Source organism: Burkholderia reimsis, from assembly GCF_003294055.1.
Taxonomy (GTDB): Bacteria; Pseudomonadota; Gammaproteobacteria; order Burkholderiales; family Burkholderiaceae; genus Burkholderia; species Burkholderia cepacia.
Genome location: NZ_QMFZ01000043.1, coordinates 52,204 through 74,081, shown reverse-complemented (window position 1 = coordinate 74,081; position 21,878 = coordinate 52,204). Strand labels below are relative to the sequence as shown.

General features: G+C 71.4%; 7 protein-coding genes. All 7 read left to right on the top strand.

Annotation, left to right across the window (positions count from 1 at the left end; all coding sequences use genetic code 11):
• Window positions 1-324 precede the first annotated feature (324 nt).
• Window positions 325-10,050, top strand: coding sequence for a non-ribosomal peptide synthetase (locus DPV79_RS34635; RefSeq protein ID WP_113047524.1), 9,726 nt, complete (start codon window positions 325-327; stop codon window positions 10,048-10,050).
• Window positions 10,051-10,059: 9 nt separating this feature from the next.
• Complete coding sequence (locus DPV79_RS34630) at window positions 10,060-15,054, top strand: non-ribosomal peptide synthetase (protein ID WP_113047523.1); 4,995 nt, start codon at window positions 10,060-10,062, stop codon at window positions 15,052-15,054.
• Complete coding sequence (locus DPV79_RS34625) at window positions 15,044-16,078, top strand: GNAT family N-acetyltransferase (RefSeq protein ID WP_113047522.1); 1,035 nt, start codon at window positions 15,044-15,046, stop codon at window positions 16,076-16,078. The genes DPV79_RS34630 and DPV79_RS34625 overlap by 11 nt, the downstream gene beginning before the upstream one ends.
• A gap of 32 nt (window positions 16,079-16,110) precedes the next feature.
• Window positions 16,111-17,466, top strand: coding sequence for a lysine N(6)-hydroxylase/L-ornithine N(5)-oxygenase family protein (locus DPV79_RS34620; RefSeq protein WP_113047521.1), 1,356 nt, complete (start codon window positions 16,111-16,113; stop codon window positions 17,464-17,466).
• A gap of 46 nt (window positions 17,467-17,512) precedes the next feature.
• Entirely contained in the window at window positions 17,513-19,741 is a 2,229-nt protein-coding gene (locus tag DPV79_RS34615; RefSeq protein ID WP_482764117.1) for a TonB-dependent siderophore receptor, read from the top strand.
• Between the two features lie 86 nt (window positions 19,742-19,827).
• Window positions 19,828-20,667 (top strand): formyltransferase family protein, encoded by an 840-nt coding sequence (locus DPV79_RS34610; RefSeq protein ID WP_042975471.1) that lies wholly within the window; start codon window positions 19,828-19,830, stop codon window positions 20,665-20,667.
• Window positions 20,667-21,683, top strand: coding sequence for a GNAT family N-acetyltransferase (locus DPV79_RS34605; protein ID WP_027787437.1), 1,017 nt, complete (start codon window positions 20,667-20,669; stop codon window positions 21,681-21,683). Before DPV79_RS34610 ends, DPV79_RS34605 begins: the two co-directional genes overlap by 1 nt.
• Window positions 21,684-21,878: the final 195 nt, after the last annotated feature.

The window sequence follows — 21,878 nt, the reverse complement described above, 5'->3', positions numbered from 1 at the left end:
GGGGAGGCGTCGAGGGACGGCGGGGAAGAAGGCTCGTGGGCAGCTGTCATCGGCAACGTCGGTAAAGGGAAGGCAGGCGAAAACGCCAAAACGGCAAAACTGGCGCGAAAGCGGCGGGCGAGGCGGGGCCCCGTTGCGGCTTTCCTCCCTGATAGACGAACGGGCCGCGCAAATATTTAGCCGCGCGTTCAAAAAAAAAGCGTCCGCCCGTACTTTGCGCACAAAACGGTAAAAAATCGGCCGCGCCGTTCGTCACACCAGTGAAGCCGCCCCAAGCGGCCCCGAGACTTGGCCGAAGCGGCCGGACCGAAGGACTTCACGCACATGACGAGTTTCCCGACTGCGCTGCATCACCGAATCCGCGAACTGGCGCGCATCGCGCCCGACGCACCCGCAATCGCGGCACCTTTCCAGAACGGCTTGCGCCTGTCGCGCGGCGCGCTCGACGCGCGGGCGTCGCGGCTGGCCCGGCAACTGCGCGCGGCCGGTGTCGGCGCGGAAGTGCGGGTGGGCGTGTGCGTCGAGCGTTCGTGCGAACTGTTCGTCGCGCTGCTGGCCGTGCTGAAGGCGGGCGGCGTGTTCGTGCCGCTCGACCCGCGCCATCCGGCCGCGCGCCTCGACTGGATCGTCCAGGATGCCCGGCTGCGGCACGGCATCGTCGACGCGGCCGGCCGCGCGGCGCTCGGCGCGCCGTTCGAGCACGCGTTCGACGCGGCAGCCGAGGCAGCGGATGGCCAGGAGGTTGCCGAGGATGACGAAGCGGCGACCGTCCACCCGCGTGCGGCCGCCTACATGATCTACACGTCGGGTTCGACCGGCACGCCGAAGGCGGTCGTCGTCGAACACGGGCCGCTCGCCGCGCACTGCGACGCGCTCGCGGCCGCGCTGCCGATCGAGGCCGGCGACCACCTGCTGCATTTCGCGTCGGTCAATTTCGACGCCGCGCACGAGTGCTGGCTCGCGCCGCTCGCGACCGGCGCGAGCATCGTCGTCGCACCGCCGCAGCCGTTCGCGCCGGATGCCGCGCATGCGCTGATGGTGAGCGAGGCGGTCAACGTGGCGGCGTTCCCGCCCGCATACCTGCGCGAATTCGCCGCGGTGGCCGCACGCGACGGCGTACCGCCGGCGCTACGCGTGCTCGCGTTCGGCGGCGAAGCGCTGCCGCAGCAGGCGTTCGAATTCGTGCGCCGCACCTTCCCGTCGGTACGCCTGATCAACGGTTACGGGCCGACGGAGGCCGTGATTTCGCCGATGCTGTGGCCGGTCGAACCGGGCGAGACGCCCGCGCTGGCCGCCGACGACGCTTATGCGTCATTGCCGATCGGCCGCGTGATCGGCCCGCGCGTCGCGCGCGTCGATGGTGGCGAGGGTGGCGAGGGTGGCGGCGTCGACGGCGACGGTGTGGGCGAATTGCTGCTGGGCGGCGTCTGCGTCGCGCGCGGCTATCACGGCCGCCCGGCGCTGACGGCCGAACGTTTCGTTCCGGATGCCGACGGCGAACCCGGTGCGCGCGTGTACCGTACCGGCGACCTCGCACGGCTGCGCGACGACGGCGCATTCGACTATCTCGGCCGCCTCGACGACCAGGTCCAGGTACGCGGCGTGCGCGTGGAGCCGGCCGAAATCGCCGCGTGCCTGCGCTCGCATCCGGCCGTGGCCGACGCGGCCGTGGTCGCCGAAACCGGCAACGGGCCGACGCGCCTGATCGCGTGCGTCGCACTGCGCGCGGCGGCCGACGATGCGGCGCTCAAGGCGCACGTGGCCGGGCAACTGCCGGCCGCATGGCAGCCGCACCGGTTCGTGCGTTGCGATGCGCTGCCGTACACGTTGAACGGCAAGATCGACCGTGCCGCGCTGCGCGAGAAGATTGCCGCCGCGCGCGACACGACGCAGGGGGGCGGCGACGCACCGCGCACGCCGACTGAACAGCAGCTCGCCGGCCTCTGGCAGACGCTGCTCGGCCTCGATGTCGCACCGTCGCGCGACGACCGCTTTTTCGCGCTGGGCGCCGATTCGCTCGCCGCGATGCAGTTGCAGGCCGCGATCCGGGCTGCGGTACGCGTGAACCTGCGGCTCGATACGCTGTTTGCCGATCCGGCGCTCGCCGAACTGGCCGAAGCGGTCGATCGTGCGGAACGCGAAACCGGCGAACCGCTGGCCGCGATCGCCGCGCGCCGGTTGACGACTGATGCGGCCGATGCCGCCGCGGCATGCGCGCCGTACGTCGATCGCGCCGCCTCGCTCGCGCAGCAACGTTTCTGGGTGCTCGCGCAAACGCGTGACGCGAGCGCCGCCTATCACATCGCCGCGCACTGGACGATCGACGGCATGCTCGATCGCGACGCGCTGCAACGCGCGCTCGATCACGTGATCGGCCGGCACGAGGCATGGCGCACGACGCTCGTCGACAACGACGACGGCGTGGTGATGCAGCGGATTCATGCGCACCTGCCGGTGTCGATCGCCGACGTCGACCTGCGCGACCAGCCGCCCGCCGCCCGCGACGCGCAAGCCGCGCGTCTTGCCGAGCGCGAGGCGGCAGAACCGTTCGACCTCGCGCGCGGCCCGCTGCTGCGCGCGACGCTGGTCGCGCTCGCGGGCGACCGTCACCGCCTGCTGCTGACCGCCCATCACGCCATCACCGACGGCTGGAGCTCGCGCTGCGCGTTCGACGAACTGTCGGCCGCCTATCGCGCGTATGCGGAAGGCCGCGCGCCGTCGCTGCCCGATCTGCCGATCCAGTACGCCGACTATGCGGACTGGCAACGCGACATGCTGGCCGGCGGCGAGGGTGAACGTCAGCTCGATTACTGGCGCGGCGCATTGCGCGACGTGCCGGGCCCGCTCGCGCTGCCGGTCGACCGCCAGCCGGGCGCGGCGCGCACGCTGCAAGGTGCGCGCGTGTCGGTGCGGCTGCCCGACGCGGTCGCGGCCGACGTGCGGCAACTCGCGCGCGACGCGCAGGCGACCGTCTTCACGGTGCTGCTGGCCGCGCTCGACGCGTGGCTGTCGCGCCTGACCGGCGCAACGGATGTCGTGGTCGCGGTACCGGTCGCGCATCGTCAGCGCCCCGAAACGCGTGCGCTGCTGGGCCTGTTCCTGAATACGGTCGCGCTGCGCGTGCGGGTGTCGCCGACGCTGCCGTTCCGCGCGCTCGTCGATGCGGCGCGCACGGCGGCGCTCGACGCGGTCGCCCACCAGGACGTGCCGTTCGAGCGTGTCGTCGACGCGGTGAAGCCGCCGGTCAAGCGCGGCGACGAATGGCTGCGCGTGAAATTCGCGCAGCAGTTCGATGCGCGGCACGACAGCGTGCTGCCGGGCGCGACGGCCGTTGCGACGCCGGGCCCCGATCTCGCCGCACGCTTCGACTACGCGGTGGATTTCACCGACGATGCGAACGGCATCGAACTGGTCGCGGCCTATGCGACCGACTGCATCGATGCGGATACCGCGCGTGCGTGGCTCCACAGCTACGCGGCGCTCGTCGGTGCCGCCGCGCGCGATCCGCACCAGACGACGGCCGTCCTGCCGTGCGACGCGTCGGCCGCTGCGCGCCAGCCGCGCGACGGCCGTGCGCTGCGCGTCGAACATGCCGACATCGTCGCCGCGTTCGCGCGGCAGGCGGCCGCGTATCCGCATCGCGTCGCGCTTGCCGATGCGTCGGCGTCGCTGACGTTCGGCGAACTCGACGACGCATCGAACCGCCTCGCACGCGCGCTGTCCGGGCGAGGCGTGGGCGCAGAAGTGCCGGTGATCGTCTGCATCGAACGCTCCGCGCGCTTCGTCGTCGGCCTGCTCGGCGCGCTGAAGGCCGGCGCGCTCGCCGTGCTGCTCGATCCCGCCCAGCCGGCCGCCCGGCTGGCCGCGGCGGCAGCCGACTGCGGCGCGCGCTGGGCGCTCGTCGCGGATACCGCGGCGTGGCCGGCCGGCATCGACGCACAGCCGCTCGACGTCGACACGCTCGCGCAGGACGCAACGCTCGCGCTCGCGGCCGGCGTGCGCGTCGCGCCGCACCCGGAACAGGGCGCTTACCTGATCTATACGTCGGGCTCGACCGGCACGCCGAAGGGCGTCGTCGTGTCGCACGGCGCGCTGGCCGACTACGTGCAGGGGATGCTCGACGAACTCGCGTTCGCACCGGACGCATCGTTCGCGATGGTATCGACCGTCGCGGCCGACCTCGGTCACACGACGCTGTTCGGCGCGCTGTGCGCGGGCCGCACGCTGCACCTGCTGCCGGCCGCGTGCGCGTTCGATCCGGACCTGTTCGCCGACGAGATGCGCCGCCGCGACGTCGGCGTGCTGAAGATCGTGCCGAGCCACCTGCAGGCGCTGCTCGACGCACGCGTGCCGGCCGACGTGCTGCCGCGCCATGCGCTCGTGACCGGCGGCGAAACGCTGACGTGGGCGCTCGTCGCGCGCCTGGCCGCGCTTGCGCCGGCCTGTCGCGTGATCAACCACTACGGGCCGACCGAAGCGACGGTCGGTGCGATCGCGTGCGATACGGCGTCGATCGCCGCCGATGCGCGCGATCCCGCGAGCGGCGTGCCGCTCGGCCTGCCGCTGCCGAATGCGCGCGCGCTGGTGCTCGACGCGTTCGGCGCGTGCGTGCCGGCCGGCGCGACGGGCGAGCTGTATCTGGGCGGGCCGGGCGTCGCGCGCGGCTACCTGGGACGCCCGGCGCAGACCGCCGAGCGCTTCGTGCCCGATCCGTTTACGCCCGGTGCGCGGCTGTATCGCACGGGCGACCGTGTCCGGTTGTGCGCCGACGGCCGTCTCGCGTTCCTCGGCCGCATCGACGACCAGGTGAAGATTCGGGGCTACCGTGTCGAACCGGGCGAGGTGAGTGCGGCCGTGCGTGCGGCCGGGCCGGTCGCGCAGGCCGAAACGCTCGCGATCGAACACGATGGCCGCCTGCGGCTCGCGACGTTCGTCGTGATGCGCGACGGCGCGACCTTCGACGAGGCCGCCGTGCGCGCGGCGCTTGCCGCGAAGCTGCCCGACTACATGGTGCCCGCGCAGTTCGTCGCGCTCGCTCGCCTTCCCGTGACCGCGAACGGCAAGATCGATCGTGCCGCGTTGCGTGAACAGGCGGCCGCGCCGGTCGCGACCGCGTCCGGCAATGCGCCGCAGGGCGCGGTCGAAACGGTGCTCGCCGAAGTCTGGCAGGCCGTGCTGAAGGCGCCGCAGGTCGGCCGCGACGACAACTTCTTCGAACTCGGCGGCGATTCGATCCTCGTGCTGCAGGTGATCGCCCGTGCGCGCAAGCGTGGCGTGCGCTTCACGCCGAAGCAGCTGTTCGACGGCCCGACGGTCGCCGAACTCGCACGCATCGCGAAGACGGAGGACGTGGCTGTCGCCGCCGCCGTCGCGCAGCCTGCGGCCGGATCTGCTGCCGGCGCACCGGTGACGGCGCCGGTCCTGACGCCCGCGCAGCAGCGCTTCTTCGCGCTCGACATCCCGCGCCCGGGCCACTGGAACCAGTCGGTCGCATTCGACGTGCGCGGGCCGTTCGACGCCGATGCGTTCGCGCGCGCCTTCGACGCATTGCTGACGCATAACGACGCATTCCGCCAGCGTTTCGCACGCGGCGCGGACGGCACGTGGCACGCCAGCGATGCCGCGAAACCGTACGACGCGCTGCCGTTCGTCGAAGTCGCCGCCCGCGACGAGGCCGACGCGCTCGCGCGCTTCGACGCGTTGCAGCGCCGCCTCGACCTCGGTCGCGGGCCGCTGGCCTGCGCATGCGCGGCACGCTTGCCGGACGGCTCGACGCAGCTCTATCTGGCGATTCACCATGCGATCGTCGACGGCGTGTCGTGGCGCATCCTGCTCGACGACCTGGACTCGGCCTATCGCGCGGCATGCGAACGCACGCCCATCCGGCTGTCGCAGCCGGGCCTGCGCGCGGATGCCTGGGCGTCGCGGCTTGCCCGTGCGGCGACGGAACCGGCATCGCCGTTCGCGGCCGAGGCGACATACTGGGCCGGCATGGCGCAGGGTGACGACGTCGTGCCCGACCATCCCGACGCCACGGCGACGAACGCCGATGCTGCCGTCGTCGTGCAGACGATCGATGCGGCCTTGACCCGCGCGGCGCTGACCGATGCGCATGCCGCCTATCGCACGCAGACGATCGAATTGCTGGGTGCCGCGCTCGCACTGGCGCTGGCCGGCGCAAGCGGCGCCGTCTCGTGCCGTGTCGAACTGGAAGGGCATGGCCGCGAGGCGCTGTTCGACGATGCCGATGCGAGCCGCACGATCGGCTGGCTGACGAGCCATTACCCGGTGACGCTGCCGGTCGCGGCCACCGCGCGCGACACGCTGTGCGCGGTCAAGGACACGTTGCGCGCGGTGCCGCACAAGGGGCTCGGTTTCGGCGTGCTCACGCACTACGGCGATGCGGCGACGCGCGCGGTGCTGGCCGCCGTGCCGCGTCCGCGCGTCACGTTCAATTATCTCGGCCAGTTCGACGCACCGCGCGATGCCGTGCTCGTGCCGCGCTTCGGCGGCACCGGCGTCGAGCGCGACCCCCAGGGGCCGCTCGGCAATACGCTCGCGATCCACGCGTACCTCGATACGGATCGCGACGGCGCACGCACGCTGAAAGTGCACTGGGTCTACGGTGCACCGCAATTCGAGCGCACGACGATCGACGCATGCGCCGAACGCTTCGCGGCGGCGCTGCGCGAGCTCGTCGACGCGTGTGCGTCACGCGTCGCGCATCGCGGCGCCGGCGCGACGCCGGGCGATTTCCCGCTCGCGCAGGCCGCCGGTCTCACGCAGGCCGCGATCGAACGCACGCCGCTCGACTGGCGCACGATCGACGACGTCTATCCGCTGTCGCCGATGCAGCAGGGCATCCTGTTCCATGCGCAGTTCGCACCCGGTCACGCCAGCTACGTGAACCAGCTCGTCGCGACCGCGGCCGCGCTCAATGCCGACCGGCTCGTCGCCGCGTTCGAGGCGTCCGTCGCGCGCCACGACATCCTGCGCACGAGCGTGATGCCGGACGAAGCCGCGCCGCTGCAGTGCGTGCATCGCCATGCCCGGATGCCGGTCGAACAGCTCGACTGGCGCACGCGCGGCGACACGCTCGACGCCGATTTCGACGCATGGCTCGCGGCCGATCGCGCACGCGGCTTCGACTGGCGCGAGCCGCCGTTGATGCGCATCACGCTGATCCGCGTGACCGACGACGCATGGCGCGTCGTGTGGACGCGTCACCACGTGCTGCTCGACGGCTGGAGCACCGCGCGCCTGCTGTCGGACGTGCTGCGCGACTATCGCGACCCGGACGCCGTATCGCCGTTCGCGAGCCGCCCGGCACTCCGGTATCGCGACTTCATCGCCTGGCTCGGCACGCGCGACCGCGACGCCGACGAACGCTTCTGGACCGAACGCCTCGCACGACTCGACGCCCCGACGCTGATCGCCGACCGCACGGCCGACCGTGCGGATGCCGACATGGTCACGTGGCGCGCGACGCTCGACGCCGACGCGATGACGCGTGTCGCGCAGACGGCACGGGCGCTGAAGCTGACCGTCAACACGCTGGTGCAGGGCGCGTGGGCGCTCGCGCTGCAGCGGATGACGCACCAGCCGGCCGTCGCGTTCGGCGCGACCGTCGCGGGCCGTCCCGACGCACTCGCGGACGTCGATGCGGTGCTCGGCCTCTTCATCAACACGGTGCCGGTGATCACCGCGCCGGCGCCGCAGCAACGCGCGGCCGACTGGCTGCAAGCGCTGCAACGCGACAACGCGGCGGCCGCCGAGCACGCTCATACGCCGCTTGCCGACATCCAGCGCTGGGCGCGCGGCGCGGGCGGCGCACTGTTCGACACGCTGGTCGTGTTCGAGAACTATCCGGTCGACGACACGGCGCGCGATGCCGATCCGCGCGCGCTGGTCTTGAGCGGCGTGCGCAGCATCGAAGCCACCGATTTCGCGCTGACGCTCGTGATCGAGAGCGGCGCCGAGCTGACGATCGACTACGGCTACGACACCGCGCGCGTCGATGCGCGGCAGGTCGAAACCTGGCACCGCGCGTTCGCCTGCGCACTCGATGCGCTGGCCCGCACGCCGGATGCGCTGCTCGGCACACTGTCGATCGCCGACGACGCCACCCGCGACGCACTGGCGCGGGCGCAGGACACCGCGCGCACATGGCCGGCTTCGCAACGGCAGCCGCTGCACCTGCAATTCGCCGATGCGGCGCGGGCGACGCCCGACGCGATCGCGCTCGAATACGCGGACGTTCACGGCGGCGTGCATCGCGCGACCTATCGCGAGCTCGACGTCGGTACGTCGCGCATCGCGGCTGCGCTGCGCCGGCGCGGCGTGCGACCCGATACGCCGGTCGCGCTGTGCGTCGAGCGTTCGTTCGACATGGTGATGGCGCTGGTCGGCGTGCTGAAGGCCGGCGCGGCCTACCTGCCGGTCGATCCCGACTATCCGGCCGAGCGCATCGCGTATCTGCTGCGCGACGCGCGGCCGGCCGTCGCGATCACCCAGGCCCATCTGCGCGAGCAGGTCGAGGCGGCGCTGGGCGACGGTGCAACGACGCAGTTGCTGACGGTCGCGGACCTGTTGGCCGATGAAACCGTCGACGAAACGGTCGACGAAACGGTCGACGACCCCGCCGGCGTGACCGCCGAGATCGACGACGCACAGCTTGCCTACCTGATCTACACGTCCGGCTCGACCGGCAAGCCGAAGGGCGCCGGCAACACGCACGGCGCGCTCGCGAACCGGATCGCGTGGATGCAGCACGCGTACCGGCTGACGCGCGACGACGTCGTGCTGCACAAGACGCCGTTCGGCTTCGACGTGTCGGTGTGGGAATTCGTGTGGCCGCTGGCGATCGGCGCGAAGCTCGCGATCGCCGCGCCCGGCGACCATCGCGATCCGGCGCGTCTCGCGGCCGCGATCCATGCGCACGGCGTGACGGTGCTGCACTTCGTGCCGTCGATGCTCGCCGCGTTCGCCGCGCATCTCGACGATTTCGCGGCCGCCGCGCAATGCGACAGCGTGCGCCTGATCGTCGCGAGCGGCGAGGCGCTCGCGCCCGAACTCGTCGAGAAAATGGCGCGGCTGCTGCCGCACGCGACGCTCGTCAACCTGTACGGGCCGACCGAGGCCGCGATCGACGTGTCGCACTGGACGTGCGGCCCCGACGACGCGCAGGCGGTCGCGGTGCCGATCGGCCATCCGATCGCGAACCTGCAGCTGCACGTGCTCGATGCCGCATGGCAGCCGGTGCCGGTCGGCGCGACCGGCGAACTGTATCTCGCGGGCGCGGGCCTCGCGCGCGGTTATCTCGGCCGTCCGGCGTTGACCGCCGAGCGCTTCGTGCCCGATCCGTTCGTCCCGGGCGCACGTATGTACCGCACGGGCGACCTCGCGCGACGGCGTGCGGACGGTGCGCTCGATTACCTCGGCCGCGTCGATACGCAGGTCAAGCTGCGCGGCCAGCGGATCGAGCCGGGCGAGATCGAGGCGCTGCTGCGCGCGGCGCCAGGCGTGAACGATGCGGTCGTGATCGTGCGCGACGAGCAACTGGTCGGTTATGTCGCGCGCGGCGATGCGGCCCAGCTCGACCGGGCGGCGCTGCTCGACACGCTGCGCGCGCACCTGCCGGCCTACATGGTGCCGTCGCAGCTGGTCGAACTCGACGCGTTGCCCGTCACGCCGAACGGCAAGTGCGACCGCCATGCGCTGCCCGCGCCGGTACGCGACACGGCAGCCGAAGCGGCACTCGCGACCGACACGGAACGCGCGCTCGCCGGGATCTGGCAACGCGTGCTGCATGTGGACGCGATCGGCCGCGACGGCGACTTCTTCCTGCTCGGCGGCCATTCGCTGCTCGCGACGCAGGCCCATGCGCAGGCGAACCTGCACTGGGGGCTCGCGTTGCCGCTGCGTACGCTGTTCGACACGCGCACGCTGGCGCGTTGCGCGGAGGCGATCGACGCGGCCTGCGCGGCACGCGGCGCGACCGACGCGGCGAGCGCGATCGACGCGCTGCTCGGCGAACTGGAAACCCAATAAGGACGACGGATGACGAAGGTTCAACCCGACTGGCTGGCGCTCGCGACGCGTTTCGCGCAACTGCCCGACGCGCAGCGCGCGGTGTTCATCGACAAGCTCGGCGCGGCCGGCATCGATTTTCGCGTGCTGCCGATCCCGCCGCGCACGCCGCGCAGCGACCGCGTGCCGGCGTCGTTCGCACAGACGCGGCTGTGGCTGCATGCGCGGCTGATCGATGCGCCCGACGCGTATCACATCACCGAGCGCCTGGCGCTGACGGGCCCGCTTGACGTGCACGCGTTGCGGCTTGCATGCGATGCGCTGATCGCGCGCCACGAGGCGCTGCGCACGACCTTCGACGAAGCGCCGGACGGCGTCGCGCAAACGATCCACGCGCCGCTGCGCTGCCCGTGGCGCGAAACCGATCTTGAAGCGCTGCCGGAGGCGCAGCGCACGGCGCGCGCGCAAGCCGTCGCGACGGCCGAGGAAGCCGAGCCGTTCGATCTCGGCGTGGCGCCGCTCGTCCGCGCGCACCTGGTGCGCTTCGACGCGACGCATCACTGGCTCGCGCTCACCGTGCACCACATCGTGTCGGACGGCTGGTCGTCGGGCGTGATGCTGTTCGAGCTTGCGTCGTTCTATCGCGCCTATGCGTCGGGCGAACCGGTGCCGCTCGCGCCGCTGCCGATCCAGTACGCCGACTACGCGCTGTGGCAGCGCCGCTGGCTCGACGCCGGCGAGCGCGAACGCCAGCTCGCGTTCTGGCGCGAACGGCTCGATCCGCAGCGCGGCGTGCTGACGCTGCCGGGCGCGGCCGCACGACCCGCGCGCCGCAGTGCGCGCGGCGCCCGCCACGTGTTTTCGCTCGACGCGCGCATCGCTGCGCAACTGCGCGCATTCGCGGCCGCATCGGGCGCCACGCCGTTCGCGGTGCTGCTCGCCGCGCTCGATGCGCTGCTCGCGCGCGCGACGGGCGATGCGCGGATCTGCGTCGGCGTGCCGGCCGCGAACCGCGAACGCGCGGAAGTCGCCGGCCTGATCGGCTTCTTCGTCAACACGCTGGCGATCGACGTCGACGTGCCCGCGCACGGCGATTTCTCGTCGCTGGTCGCGCGCACGCAGCGTGCGCTCGTCGACGCGCAGATGCATCAGGACGTGCCGTTCGAGCAGGTGGTCGACGCGCTCGGCGTGCCGCGCAGCGCGAGCCACCATCCGCTGTTCCAGGTGATGGCCGCATACGGCGAGCGTCGTGCGTTGCCGGCGCTCGGCGCGGCGTCGGCCGCGTTGCTGCCGTCCGGTACGCCTTCCGCGAAATTCGACCTGACGCTGTCGGTCGAAGCGACGCCGGACGGCACGTTCGACGCCGCGTTCATCTACGCGCTCGACCTGTTCGATGCGGATGCGATCGAACGGCTGGCCGCGCGCTTCGTCACGCTGCTCGCCGATGCGCTCGTGCGCCCCGACATGCCGGTCGGCGATCTCGACTGGCTGCCCGCCGCCGAGCGCGCGCAGCTCCTTGCATGGAACGCGCCGGCCGGCGCGACCGATGCCGAGCCGTTCGTGCCCGTGCATGCACGCATCGCCGCGCATGCGCACGCACGACCCGACGCGCGCGGCGTCGCCGATATCGATCGTGCGTTCACGCGCGGCGAAGTCGATGCGCGCGCGGCCCGCCTGGCGCGCCATCTGGTGGCGGCCGGCGTGCGGCCGGAAATGCGGGTCGGCGTCGCGCTGCAGCGCTCGGTCGACCTGCTCGTCGCGCTGATCGCGGTATTGAAGTCTGGCGCCGCGTTCGTGCCGCTCGATCCGGCGCATCCGCGCGAACGGCTCGCGCAGATCGTCGGCGACGCGAACATCGCGCACGTGCTGACCGACGGCGCGAGCGCCGCGTCGCTGCCCGAGCTGCCGGCGCTGCGCGTGTGGCGCGCCGACGAAGTCGCTGCGCTCGACGAAGCGGCGCACGTCGTGCTGCCGGACGTGCTGCCGGGGCATGCGGCTTATGCGATCTACACGTCGGGCTCGACCGGCAAGCCGAAGGGCGTGATCGTCGACCATGCATCGTTCGCGCTGCATTGCGCGGCGATCGCCGAGCGCTACGGCGCCGGCGAGCAGGACGTGTTCCTGCTGTTCCAGTCGGTCAACTTCGACGGCGCGCATGAAGGCTGGTTCTCGCAATACATGTCGGGCGCCGCCGTGTCGGTGACGGCCGACGTGCTGTGGCCGCCCGCGCAGACCTGCGCAATGATGGTCCGCGACGGCGTGACGATGACCTACGTGCCGCCCGGCTGCGCCGCGCAGCTTGCCGAATGGGCGCTCGCGCACGGCGCGCCGCCGACACTGCGGTCGCTGACCGTCGGCGGCGAAGCGACGTCGCGCGAGGCGTTCGCGATGCTGCGCCGCGCGCTGCCGAACGTGCGCGTGGTCAACGGCTACGGGCCGACCGAGACGGTCATCACGCCGACGCTGTGGATGTTCCGGCCAGGCGACGATCTCGCGAAGCTCGGCGACGCCGCGTACCTGCCGATCGGTACGCTGGTCGGCGCACGCACCGCGCACGTGCTCGACGAGCGGCTGCATCCGCTGCCGGTCGGCGTGATCGGCGAACTGTACCTGGGCGGCGAGGGGATCGGCGTCGCGCGCGGCTATCTCGACCGCCCGGCGCTGACGGCCGAGCGTTTCGTGCCCGATCCGTACGGCGCGCCGGGCGCGCGGCTGTACCGCACGGGCGACCTCGTGCGGCGTCGCGCGGACGGCGTGTTCGACTTCATCGGCCGCGTCGACCACCAGGTGAAGTTGCGCGGGCTGCGCATCGAACTCGGCGAGATCGAGGCGCAGCTTGCCGCGCACGACGCGGTGCGTGAAGCATGCGCGGTCGTGCACGGGCAGGGCGCACTCGCGCAGCTCGTCGCGTACGTCGAGCTGACCGCCGACGCACGGGCGGCCGCGCAGCCGGTCGAAGCCGCGACGCTCGACGCACACCTGCGCCGCACGCTGCCCGATTACATGGTGCCCGCGCAGCTGATCGTGCTCGACGCGCTGCCGCGCAACGCGAACAGCAAGGTCGATCGCGCACGGCTGCCGGCGCCCGTGCGCGTCGAACGCGCGTACGAAGCGCCGCAGGACGGCGACGAAGCCGCGCTCGCGGCGATCTGGTGCGACGTGCTGAATCTCGAGCGTGTGGGCCGGGGCGATCACTTTTTCGATCTCGGCGGCCATTCGCTTGCCGCCGTGCGCGTCGCGACGCGTGTGGCCGAACGGCTCGGCCGCGACGTGCCGGTGCGCGCGCTGTTCGAAGCGCCGGTGCTCGCGCAGTACGCGCGTCAGGTGGCCGATGCGCCGCACGCCGCGCATGCCGGTGCCGCGGCGCCGGGCGTTGCGGTGGCGCAACCGGACGCCCACGGCGTGTGGCCGCTGTCGCCCGCGCAGCTCGGCCTGTGGTTCCTGTGGCGCGCGCAGCCGGACAGCGCCGCGTACAACATTCCGGTCGCGCTGCGGGTGCGCGGCCCGCTCGACGTCGATGCGCTGCGTGCGGCCTTCTCGGATGTCGCGGCCGTGCATCCGGCGCTGCGCGCGCGGCTCGTGGCGCGTGACGGCGCGCTGCCGGGCCAGCGGATCGACGCGGACGTTTCCGTCGAACTGCCGGTGATCGACCTGACGGCGCAAGCCGATGTGCTTGCCCGCGCGGCGGCGCTGACCGACGAGGACGCGCTCGCGCCGTTCGACCTCGCGGCCGATGCGCCGCTGTGGCGCGCGCGGGTGCTGCGGCTCGGCGCGGACGATCACGTGCTGTCGCTGACGATTCATCACATCGTGTCGGATGGCGAATCGATCGAGCTCTGGCTCGATGCGGTTCGCGCGCGCTATGTCGCCCGCGTGCAGGGTGGTGCCGTGGCGGCCGGGGAGATCGCCCAACCGGTCGCCCGGCCGCTCGTGCTGCCCGCGCCGTGCCATCCGGCCCGCGTCGCTTACTGGCGCGATGCGCTGGCCGACCTGCCGGCGCGCCTGCTGCCGCAGCGCGCCAACGCGCCGGCCGTGCCGCAATGGCGCGCGGCCCGCATCGCGTTCGAATTCGACGGCGCGTTGATCCGCGCCGCGCGCGATACGGCGTCGGCCGCGCACGCGACGCTGCCGATGCTGCTGCACGCGGCGCTCAACACCGCCTTGTTCCGCGCGACGGGTGCGGCCGACCAGCCGGTCGGCGTGCTCGCGTCGACGCGCGAGCTGACGGGCGACGCGGCCCGCGAGGCGCTCGGCCTCTTCATCAATTCGGTCGTGGTGCGCACGCGGATCGACCCGGCCGCGCGTCGCGCGGACGTGCTGGCACAGGTGCGCGACACGGCACTCGCGGCCTATGCGCACGCCGACGTGCCGTTCGCGGACGTCGTCGCGGCGCTGCGCGCGCCGCGTGCCGCGCAGGCCAATCCGCTGTTCCAGGTGATGTTCAACTACCTGCGCCCGACCGGTGCCGCCGCGCGCGACTGGGCCGGCCTGTCGCTGGCCGGGTTCGACGACGTGCGCCATCGCGTCGTGTTCACGCTGGAGCTGGACGTCGTCGAGCATCCGGACGGGCGCGTGAGCGCCGCGTTCTCGTATGCGGACGAACTGCTCGACCGCAGCTTCGTCGATGTGCTCGTCGACATTTACCACGACGAAGTCGCGCGCTTCGCCGGCGCGTCGGAAGCCGCGCTCGGCGCGCCCGACACGCATGCCGTTGCGCAAGCGTCGCCGCGCGCGCACGCGGCAGGCGACGCACGCGCCGCAACGTCGTCACGCGCACCGCACGCGGCTGCCGCGCTCGCGGCGCTGTGGTCCGACACGTTCGCGACGGCCGCGCCCGAGCCCGATGCCGACCTGTTCGAAGCGGGCGCGACGTCGTTCGACGTCGTGCGCTTCGTCGACGCGGCCAGCCGCGCCGGTCACGCGCTGACGGTCGCCGACCTGTTCGCGTCGCCGACCTTCGCGGCACTCGGCGCGCGGCTCGACGCATGCACGGAAACGGGACAGGAGGAACGCCATGCTGGCTGAAGTGCGTCCGGACGGATTCACGATGCTCGATACCTACCGCCTCGCGTTCGCGGACGGCCTGTTCGCCGTGCGCGACGGCGCGGAGATCCGCGTCGCGCAGGGCGACGGCATCGGTGCGCAGTTGTTGCGCGCGCAACTCGGCGACGACGGCGCGCTGCGCCTCGTCGCGTACAACCATCGCGCGTCGCCGGCCGACCAGCGGCGTGCGCTGCTGGCCGCATTGGCCGCGGCGTTTTCCGACAGCGCGCGCCACGCGTCGATCCGGCTCGACCCGGCCGCATGGCCGGCGGTCGCGCTCGATGCGCTGCGCGCGAGCGGCGTGCTCGCCGACGCCGGCCGTTGCATGCGCGAAGGCTGGGCACAGCAGGCCGACCTGTGGCTCGTCGGCCCGCATCTGTCGTGCGCGACGCTGCCGGTGTTCACCGACGGCCGCCGCCACCCGCGCCGGCCGCCGGCGCCGCGCGGCGAAGTCTATGCGCGCGACCTGCCGGCGCTCGGCGTGCGCTTCACGCTGCGCGGCTGGCAGCCGGCCGAGGATGCCCAACGCGTCGCGCGCTGGTTCGACGAGCCGCGCGTGCGCGACGGCTGGCCGGGCGCGCAGCCGGGCGTGGACGGCGGGCAAGGTGCGGCGCCGGATGCCGACCCGCACGTCATACCGCTCGTCGGCTGCTTCGACGGCGAACCGTTCGCGTATTTCGAGGCGTTCTGGCTGAAGGAAGACGCGCTCGCGCCGCACGTCGCGGCGCGCGACTACGACCGCGGGCTGCGGATGCTGGTCGGCGAATCGCGCTGGCGCGGCCCGCATTGCGTGGCGGGCTGGCTGCCGTCCGTCGTTCATTACCTGTTTCTCGACGACCCGCGTACCGAAGCGGTCGGCTGTGCCGTTCCGGCCGGCCACGCGCGGGTTGCCGATCATCTCGCGCGGCATGGCTTCGCGCGGCAGCGCCGTCTCGCGCTGGCCGACGCGCAGCCGCTGTGGATGCGCACGCTGCGCGAGACGTTCTTCTCCGGCCGTCACGTCTGACGCGCCGGATTCACCGACAAGGGAGCTGAGACATGCAGAGAGAAACCGTATTCGACCTGATCGGCGTCGGCTTCGGGCCGTCGAATCTGGCGCTGGCCGTGCGCCTCGCGGAGCGCGGCGGGCTCGCCCATTGCTTCGTCGAGCGCCAGCCTGAATTCGGCTGGCATCGCGGGATGCTGCTCGACGACTGCCGGATGCAGATCTCGTTTCTGAAGGATCTCGTCACGATGCGCGATCCGAAAAGCCGCTACACGTTCATCAACTACCTGTTTGAACGCGGCCGGCTGAACGAATTCGTCAACCTGAAGAACTTCTACCCGACCCGCGTCGAGTTCCACGACTACCTGAGCTGGGTGGCCGACGCGTTCGACGATCGCGTCCATTACAGCGAGACCGTGCTGGGCATCGAGCCCGTGCGCGGCGACGGCGCACGGATCGACGCGCTGCGCGTGCTGTCGCGCGACGCCGCCGGCCACGAGCGCCAGCGCGTCACGCGCGCGCTGTCGGTCGGCGTCGGCGGTACGCCGGCGATCCCGGACGCGTTCGCCGCGCTCGGCCGCGACCGCGTGATCCACTCGTCGTCCTACCTGACCGACATCGACCGGCTCGTCGCGTCGCCGGACGGCGAGCGCCGCCGCGTCGCGGTGATCGGCGCGGGGCAGAGCGCGGCCGAGGTGTTCATCGATCTCGCGCGCCGCTTCCCGCATGTCGACGCGAGCCTCGTGATGCGCGCGGGCGCACTGAAGCCGGCCGACGACAGCCCGTTCGTCAACGAGATCTTCAGCCCCGAATTCACCGATGTCGTCTATGCGCAGCCGCATGACGCGCGCCGCGCGCTGCTCGAACGCTATCGCGATACGAACTACGCGGTGGTCGACCGGCCGCTGATCGAACAGATCTACGAAATGCTGTACCTGCAGCGCATCGACGGCACGCCGCGTCATGCGCTGCTCGCGAACAGCGCGATCGAGGCCGCGGTGCGCACCGCCGACGGCCGCGTCGAGCTGACGGTGCGCGACCGGATGAGCGGCGCGACGCGCGTCGAGCGCTTCGACGCGCTCGTGCTCGCGACCGGCTATCGCCGCGACACCCATTCGGCGCTGCTCGAAGGGCTTGCGCCGCACCTGGGCGATGCGCTCGCGCGTGGCGACGTGACGCGCGACTACCTGCTCGCGACGCCCGCGCACTTCGCGCCGCGCATCTACCTGCAAGGCTGCTGCGAAGACAGCCACGGTTTGTCCGACACGCTGCTGTCGGTGCTGGCACGCCGCGCGGACGAAATCTGCGCGTCGCTCGAAGACGGGATCGTGCCCGCCCATGACGAAGGCGCGGCCAAGGCAAGACAGGAAAACGGGGTGAGCGCGGGCCGGATGGCTTTCGCTCTTTGACAAAGGCGCGGTCGGAGACCGCATGAAAAAAGTGGAGCAGAGAAAGATGGAGTGGGCAACAGGCACGCGTTTGCGTGCGATCGCAGCCGCGGCAAGCGTGGCGTTCGGTGCGGCGGCGGGGCAGGCATATGCCCAGACGGCGCCGGCCGTGAACGCAGGCGCCGCGGCGTCGGCCAGCAGTGCGCAGGGCGGTGCGGCGGCCAGTGCGTCGACCGGTACGCTGCCGACGATCAACGTCAACGCGGCCTCGGAAGGGGACGGCACGGTCGGGCTCGTCGCGAAGCGCAGCCGGACCGGCACGAAGACCGATACACCGATCAACGAGATCCCGCAGACGATCAACGTCGTCACCGCGCAGCAGATCGAGATGACCGGCGCGACCGACGTGAACGCGGCACTGCGCTACGTGCCGGGTTTCTCGTCGTACGGTTCGGACAACCGTTCCGACTGGTACGCGGCACTGCGCGGCTTCACGCCGACCGCCTACGTGAACGGGCTGCAGGTGCCGAACACGATCAACCTCGCGAGCTGGCGCGTCGATCCGTACATGATCGACAGCATCACCGTGCTGCGCGGGCCGACCTCGGTGCTGTACGGCGCGGGCGACCCCGGCGCGATCATCGACGTGCAGACCAAGCTCGCCGACGGCGAGCGCGTGCGCGAGGCCGGCGTGCAGATCGGCAACTACGCGCGCAAGCAGTTCATGATCGACGTGGGCGACAAGCTCGACCCGGATGGCAAGTACGCGTACCGGTTCGTCGGCGTCGCGCGCGACGGCAATGCGCTGACCGGCCCGAACAACGACCAGCGCGTCGCGCTCGCGCCGTCGTTCCGCTGGCGCCCGAATGCGGATACGTCGCTGACGCTGTCCGCGACGTACCTGCAGGACTGGGGCGACATCTCGTCGAACTTCCTGCCCGCGCAGGGCACGGTGCTGCCGAATCCGAGCGGCCAGATCAACAAGGACGTGTACGAAGGCGACCCGAACTTCAACTACTACCGCAAGAAGCAGTGGTCGGTCGGCTACCAGTTCGAGCAGAACCTGACTTCGGCCTGGAAGTTCCGGCAGAACGTCCGCCTGATGCACCTGTCGCTCGACAACGGCTCGGTGTGGGGCAACGGCTTCGTCGAGGGCAGCACGACCGATGTCAGCCGCTGGGCCGGCGTGTTCCAGATGAACTACAGCCGCTTCGACATCGATAACAACGTCGAAGGCCGCTTCGCGACGGGCCCGCTCCAGCACACGCTGCTGCTCGGCTTCCAGTACAACCGGCAGACCGCAACCGACAGCGAGTGGATTGCCGCCGCGCCGCCGTTGAACATCTACAACCCGGTGTACACGCCCGTGACCACGTCGGTGTTCTCCAACCCGGAGACCACGGGTCGCACCAACACGTACACGGCGATGAACACGTTCGGCCTGTACGCGCAGGACCAGATCAAGTGGAACCGCTGGACGCTGACGCTCGGCGGCCGCGAGGACTGGGTCAACATGCGCCAGGACGACCGCGCGGGCGGCACGTCGACGAAGGCGGACGTGACGGCGTTCACCGGCCGCGTCGGCCTCACGTACCAGGGCGACTACGGGCTGTCGCCGTACATCAGCTACGCGACGTCGTTCAACCCGCTGATCGGTGTGAACCTGCTCGGCGGCGGGCTGCCGCAGCCGACGCGCGGCAAGCAGATCGAGGCCGGCCTGCGCTGGCAGCCGCCCGGCAAGAACCTGATGCTGAACGCGGCGATCTACCAGATCAACCAGACCAACGGCATCACGCCGGCGCTGCCGAGCCAGGACGACAGCGGCACCAAGTCGGTACAGTCCGGCGAGGTGCGTTCGCGCGGGATCGAGCTGAGTGCGACCGGCAAGGTCACGCCGAACCTGTCGCTGATCGCCTCGTACGTCTACCAGGACGTGAAGGTCATCAAGGCGAACGACAACTCGCTGAACAACTGGCCGGTCGACATTCCGCGTCCGCGCCAGATGGCGTCGCTGTGGGCCGACTGGACGTGGCATACGGGGGCGCTCGCGGGGCTGGGCTTCGGCGGCGGCGTTCGCTACCAGAGCGCGTCGGCCGGTGGGTCCGACAACGCGCTGACGGTGTCGAGCGTCACGCTGTTCGACGCGGGCGTGCACTACGACACGCGCAACTGGCGCTTCGCCGTGAATGCGACGAACCTGGCCAACCGCCACTACATCAGCGGCTGCCAGTCGGTGAACGTCTGCGTGTTCGGCACCGACCGCACGGTGATCGCGACCGCGAAATACAACTGGTGACGATGCGCGCCGCGGCCCGCCGGCCGGCCTTCGTGGCCGGCGCGGGCCGGCCGCGGCGCCTTCGTCCGCTTTTCCACGACGCATCCATGCCGAAGAAAAATCTCGTCTACATCCAGTCGCTGCGCAACGGCGCGGCCGATCGCGCCGGCCAGCCGGTCGCTTATCAGGGCGGCACGCGCTACATGAAGGCGCCGCTCGAATTCCTCGTCGAGCGCCTGAACGACTCGCCGCTCGGCGAACGCTACACGCTCAAGGGCGTGATCGTCGACGACGACGACGGTTCGCCGGCCGACCGCGCGAAGGTGGCCGACTACGGTTTCGCCCGCACGCCGGGCCGCCCGTGGATCCTGCCGGAAGGGTTGACGGTGCAGGGCCGGCCGGTCGACGAACTGTTCTGCACGATTGCGTCGACATACCGGCGGCTGCCGCGCGACGCACGCGAGCGTGCAGCCGGCAAACAGGCGTTCGAGCGCCGCCTGCTCGAGCGCCTGCTCGAACTCGAAGCCGATGTCGTCGTGCTCGACGGGCTGCTCGTGATCCTCGACGAGCTCGTGCGGCCCGGCGCGCGATTTCACCGGCGCATCGCCAACATCCACCCGGGCATCACCGCCGACGGCTCGCCGTACCAGCGGCGCGGCGCATGGGCGACGCTCGACGCGCTGCACGGCGCGCGCGGCGAACGGGTCGACTGGGCGAGCGGCGCGACGTCGTCGGTCGAGCCCGTGATGATGACGGGCGCGTCGTTCCACTACGTCGACAACGGCATCGATTCCGGCGAGGTGATCTGCGACGTGCTCGACACGCCGATCGCACCGGACGACACGATTCTCGAACTGCGCTGGAACAACTTCCAGCGCAGCCTGTTTCCGGCGCTCGAGCGGGGGCTGCACGTTCTCGCCGATCGCCACGACGCGGGAGCACTGTGATGCAAGACACGCTGACGAAACCGGCCGGCGCCGCCGACGCCGTCGAAGGTGAAGTGGCCGCGGCGCTCGACGGCGCCGCGCACGGGCCGGCGATGACGGTCGCCGAGCGCTCGCTCGACGCGTGGCGGCCCGACGATTCGCCGGAGGCACTGCTCGCGGCGTTCGTCGCGCTCTTCAACACCGACACGCGATACGACGCGGCGACGATCACGGTGCCGCTCGGCGGCGCCGATGCGGCGGCCGTTGCGTCGTACGTGGCGCGCGCGGTGCGCGAGGGCGTGATCGACGGCGCGCAGGCCGAGGGCGACACGCTGCGGTTCACGGTATCGCGCACGACCTTCTGGCAGAACCCGCGACCGTGGCTGAAGGCGCCCGCGTCGGGCGGGATGCCGCTGCGCCATGCGATCACGAACGGCCACCGGCACCCGGTGCGGCCGCCGTCGCCGGCCGGCGAGATCTATGCACGCCATATGCCGCAGGTCGGGATGACGTTCAGCCTGCGCACCGTCGACATCGACGCGCATGCGGACCTGTTCAGCGGCTGGATGAACCTCGATCGCGTCGCGCATTTCTGGGACCAGCGCGGCACGCGCGACGAGCACGCGGCGTATCTTGCCGAGCGGCTCGCCGATCCGCACATGCACCCGATGATCGGCTATTTCGACGACACGCCGTTCGGCTATTTCGAGTTCTACTGGGCGAAGGAGGATCGTCTCGCACCGTTCTACGATGCGCACGACTACGATCGCGGGCTGCACCTGCTGATCGGCGACTCGCGGTTCCAGAGCGCCGGCAAGCTGCATGCATGGTGGAGCGGGGTGCTGCACTACATGTTCGTCGACGAACCGCGCACGCAGCGGCTCGTCGGCGAGCCGCGCGTCGATCATGTTCGGCACATCGCGTACATGCACCGGCTCGGGTTCTACACGCTGAAGGAGTTCGACTTCCCGCACAAGCGCGCGGCGCTCACCGTGATCGAGCGAGACACATTCTTCGACACTTTCCGGTTGCCGTGACGGCGCGGGTGCGCAGCGTCGGTGCGACGTTGCGCGCGGTGCGGTGCCGCACCGGCATCGGCCGTTCGGGATATGGACCGCGTGGCCTGCGTCGTGAAGAATGGATCGCTCTCCTCATCGACGACAGGCCGGCAACATGACAAAAACACCCGTGGCAGCGTGGGGCGCGACGTCCGATTTGCGCTCCCTCAATTT

Coding starts and splice junctions, on each gene's coding strand:
- DPV79_RS34635 (WP_113047524.1), top strand. CDS start 325: ATGACGAGTTTCCCGACTGCGCTGCATCACCGAATCCGCGAACTGGCG.
- DPV79_RS34630 (WP_113047523.1), top strand. CDS start 10,060: ATGACGAAGGTTCAACCCGACTGGCTGGCGCTCGCGACGCGTTTCGCG.
- DPV79_RS34625 (WP_113047522.1), top strand. CDS start 15,044: ATGCTGGCTGAAGTGCGTCCGGACGGATTCACGATGCTCGATACCTAC.
- DPV79_RS34620 (WP_113047521.1), top strand. CDS start 16,111: ATGCAGAGAGAAACCGTATTCGACCTGATCGGCGTCGGCTTCGGGCCG.
- DPV79_RS34615 (WP_482764117.1), top strand. CDS start 17,513: ATGGAGTGGGCAACAGGCACGCGTTTGCGTGCGATCGCAGCCGCGGCA.
- DPV79_RS34610 (WP_042975471.1), top strand. CDS start 19,828: ATGCCGAAGAAAAATCTCGTCTACATCCAGTCGCTGCGCAACGGCGCG.
- DPV79_RS34605 (WP_027787437.1), top strand. CDS start 20,667: ATGCAAGACACGCTGACGAAACCGGCCGGCGCCGCCGACGCCGTCGAA.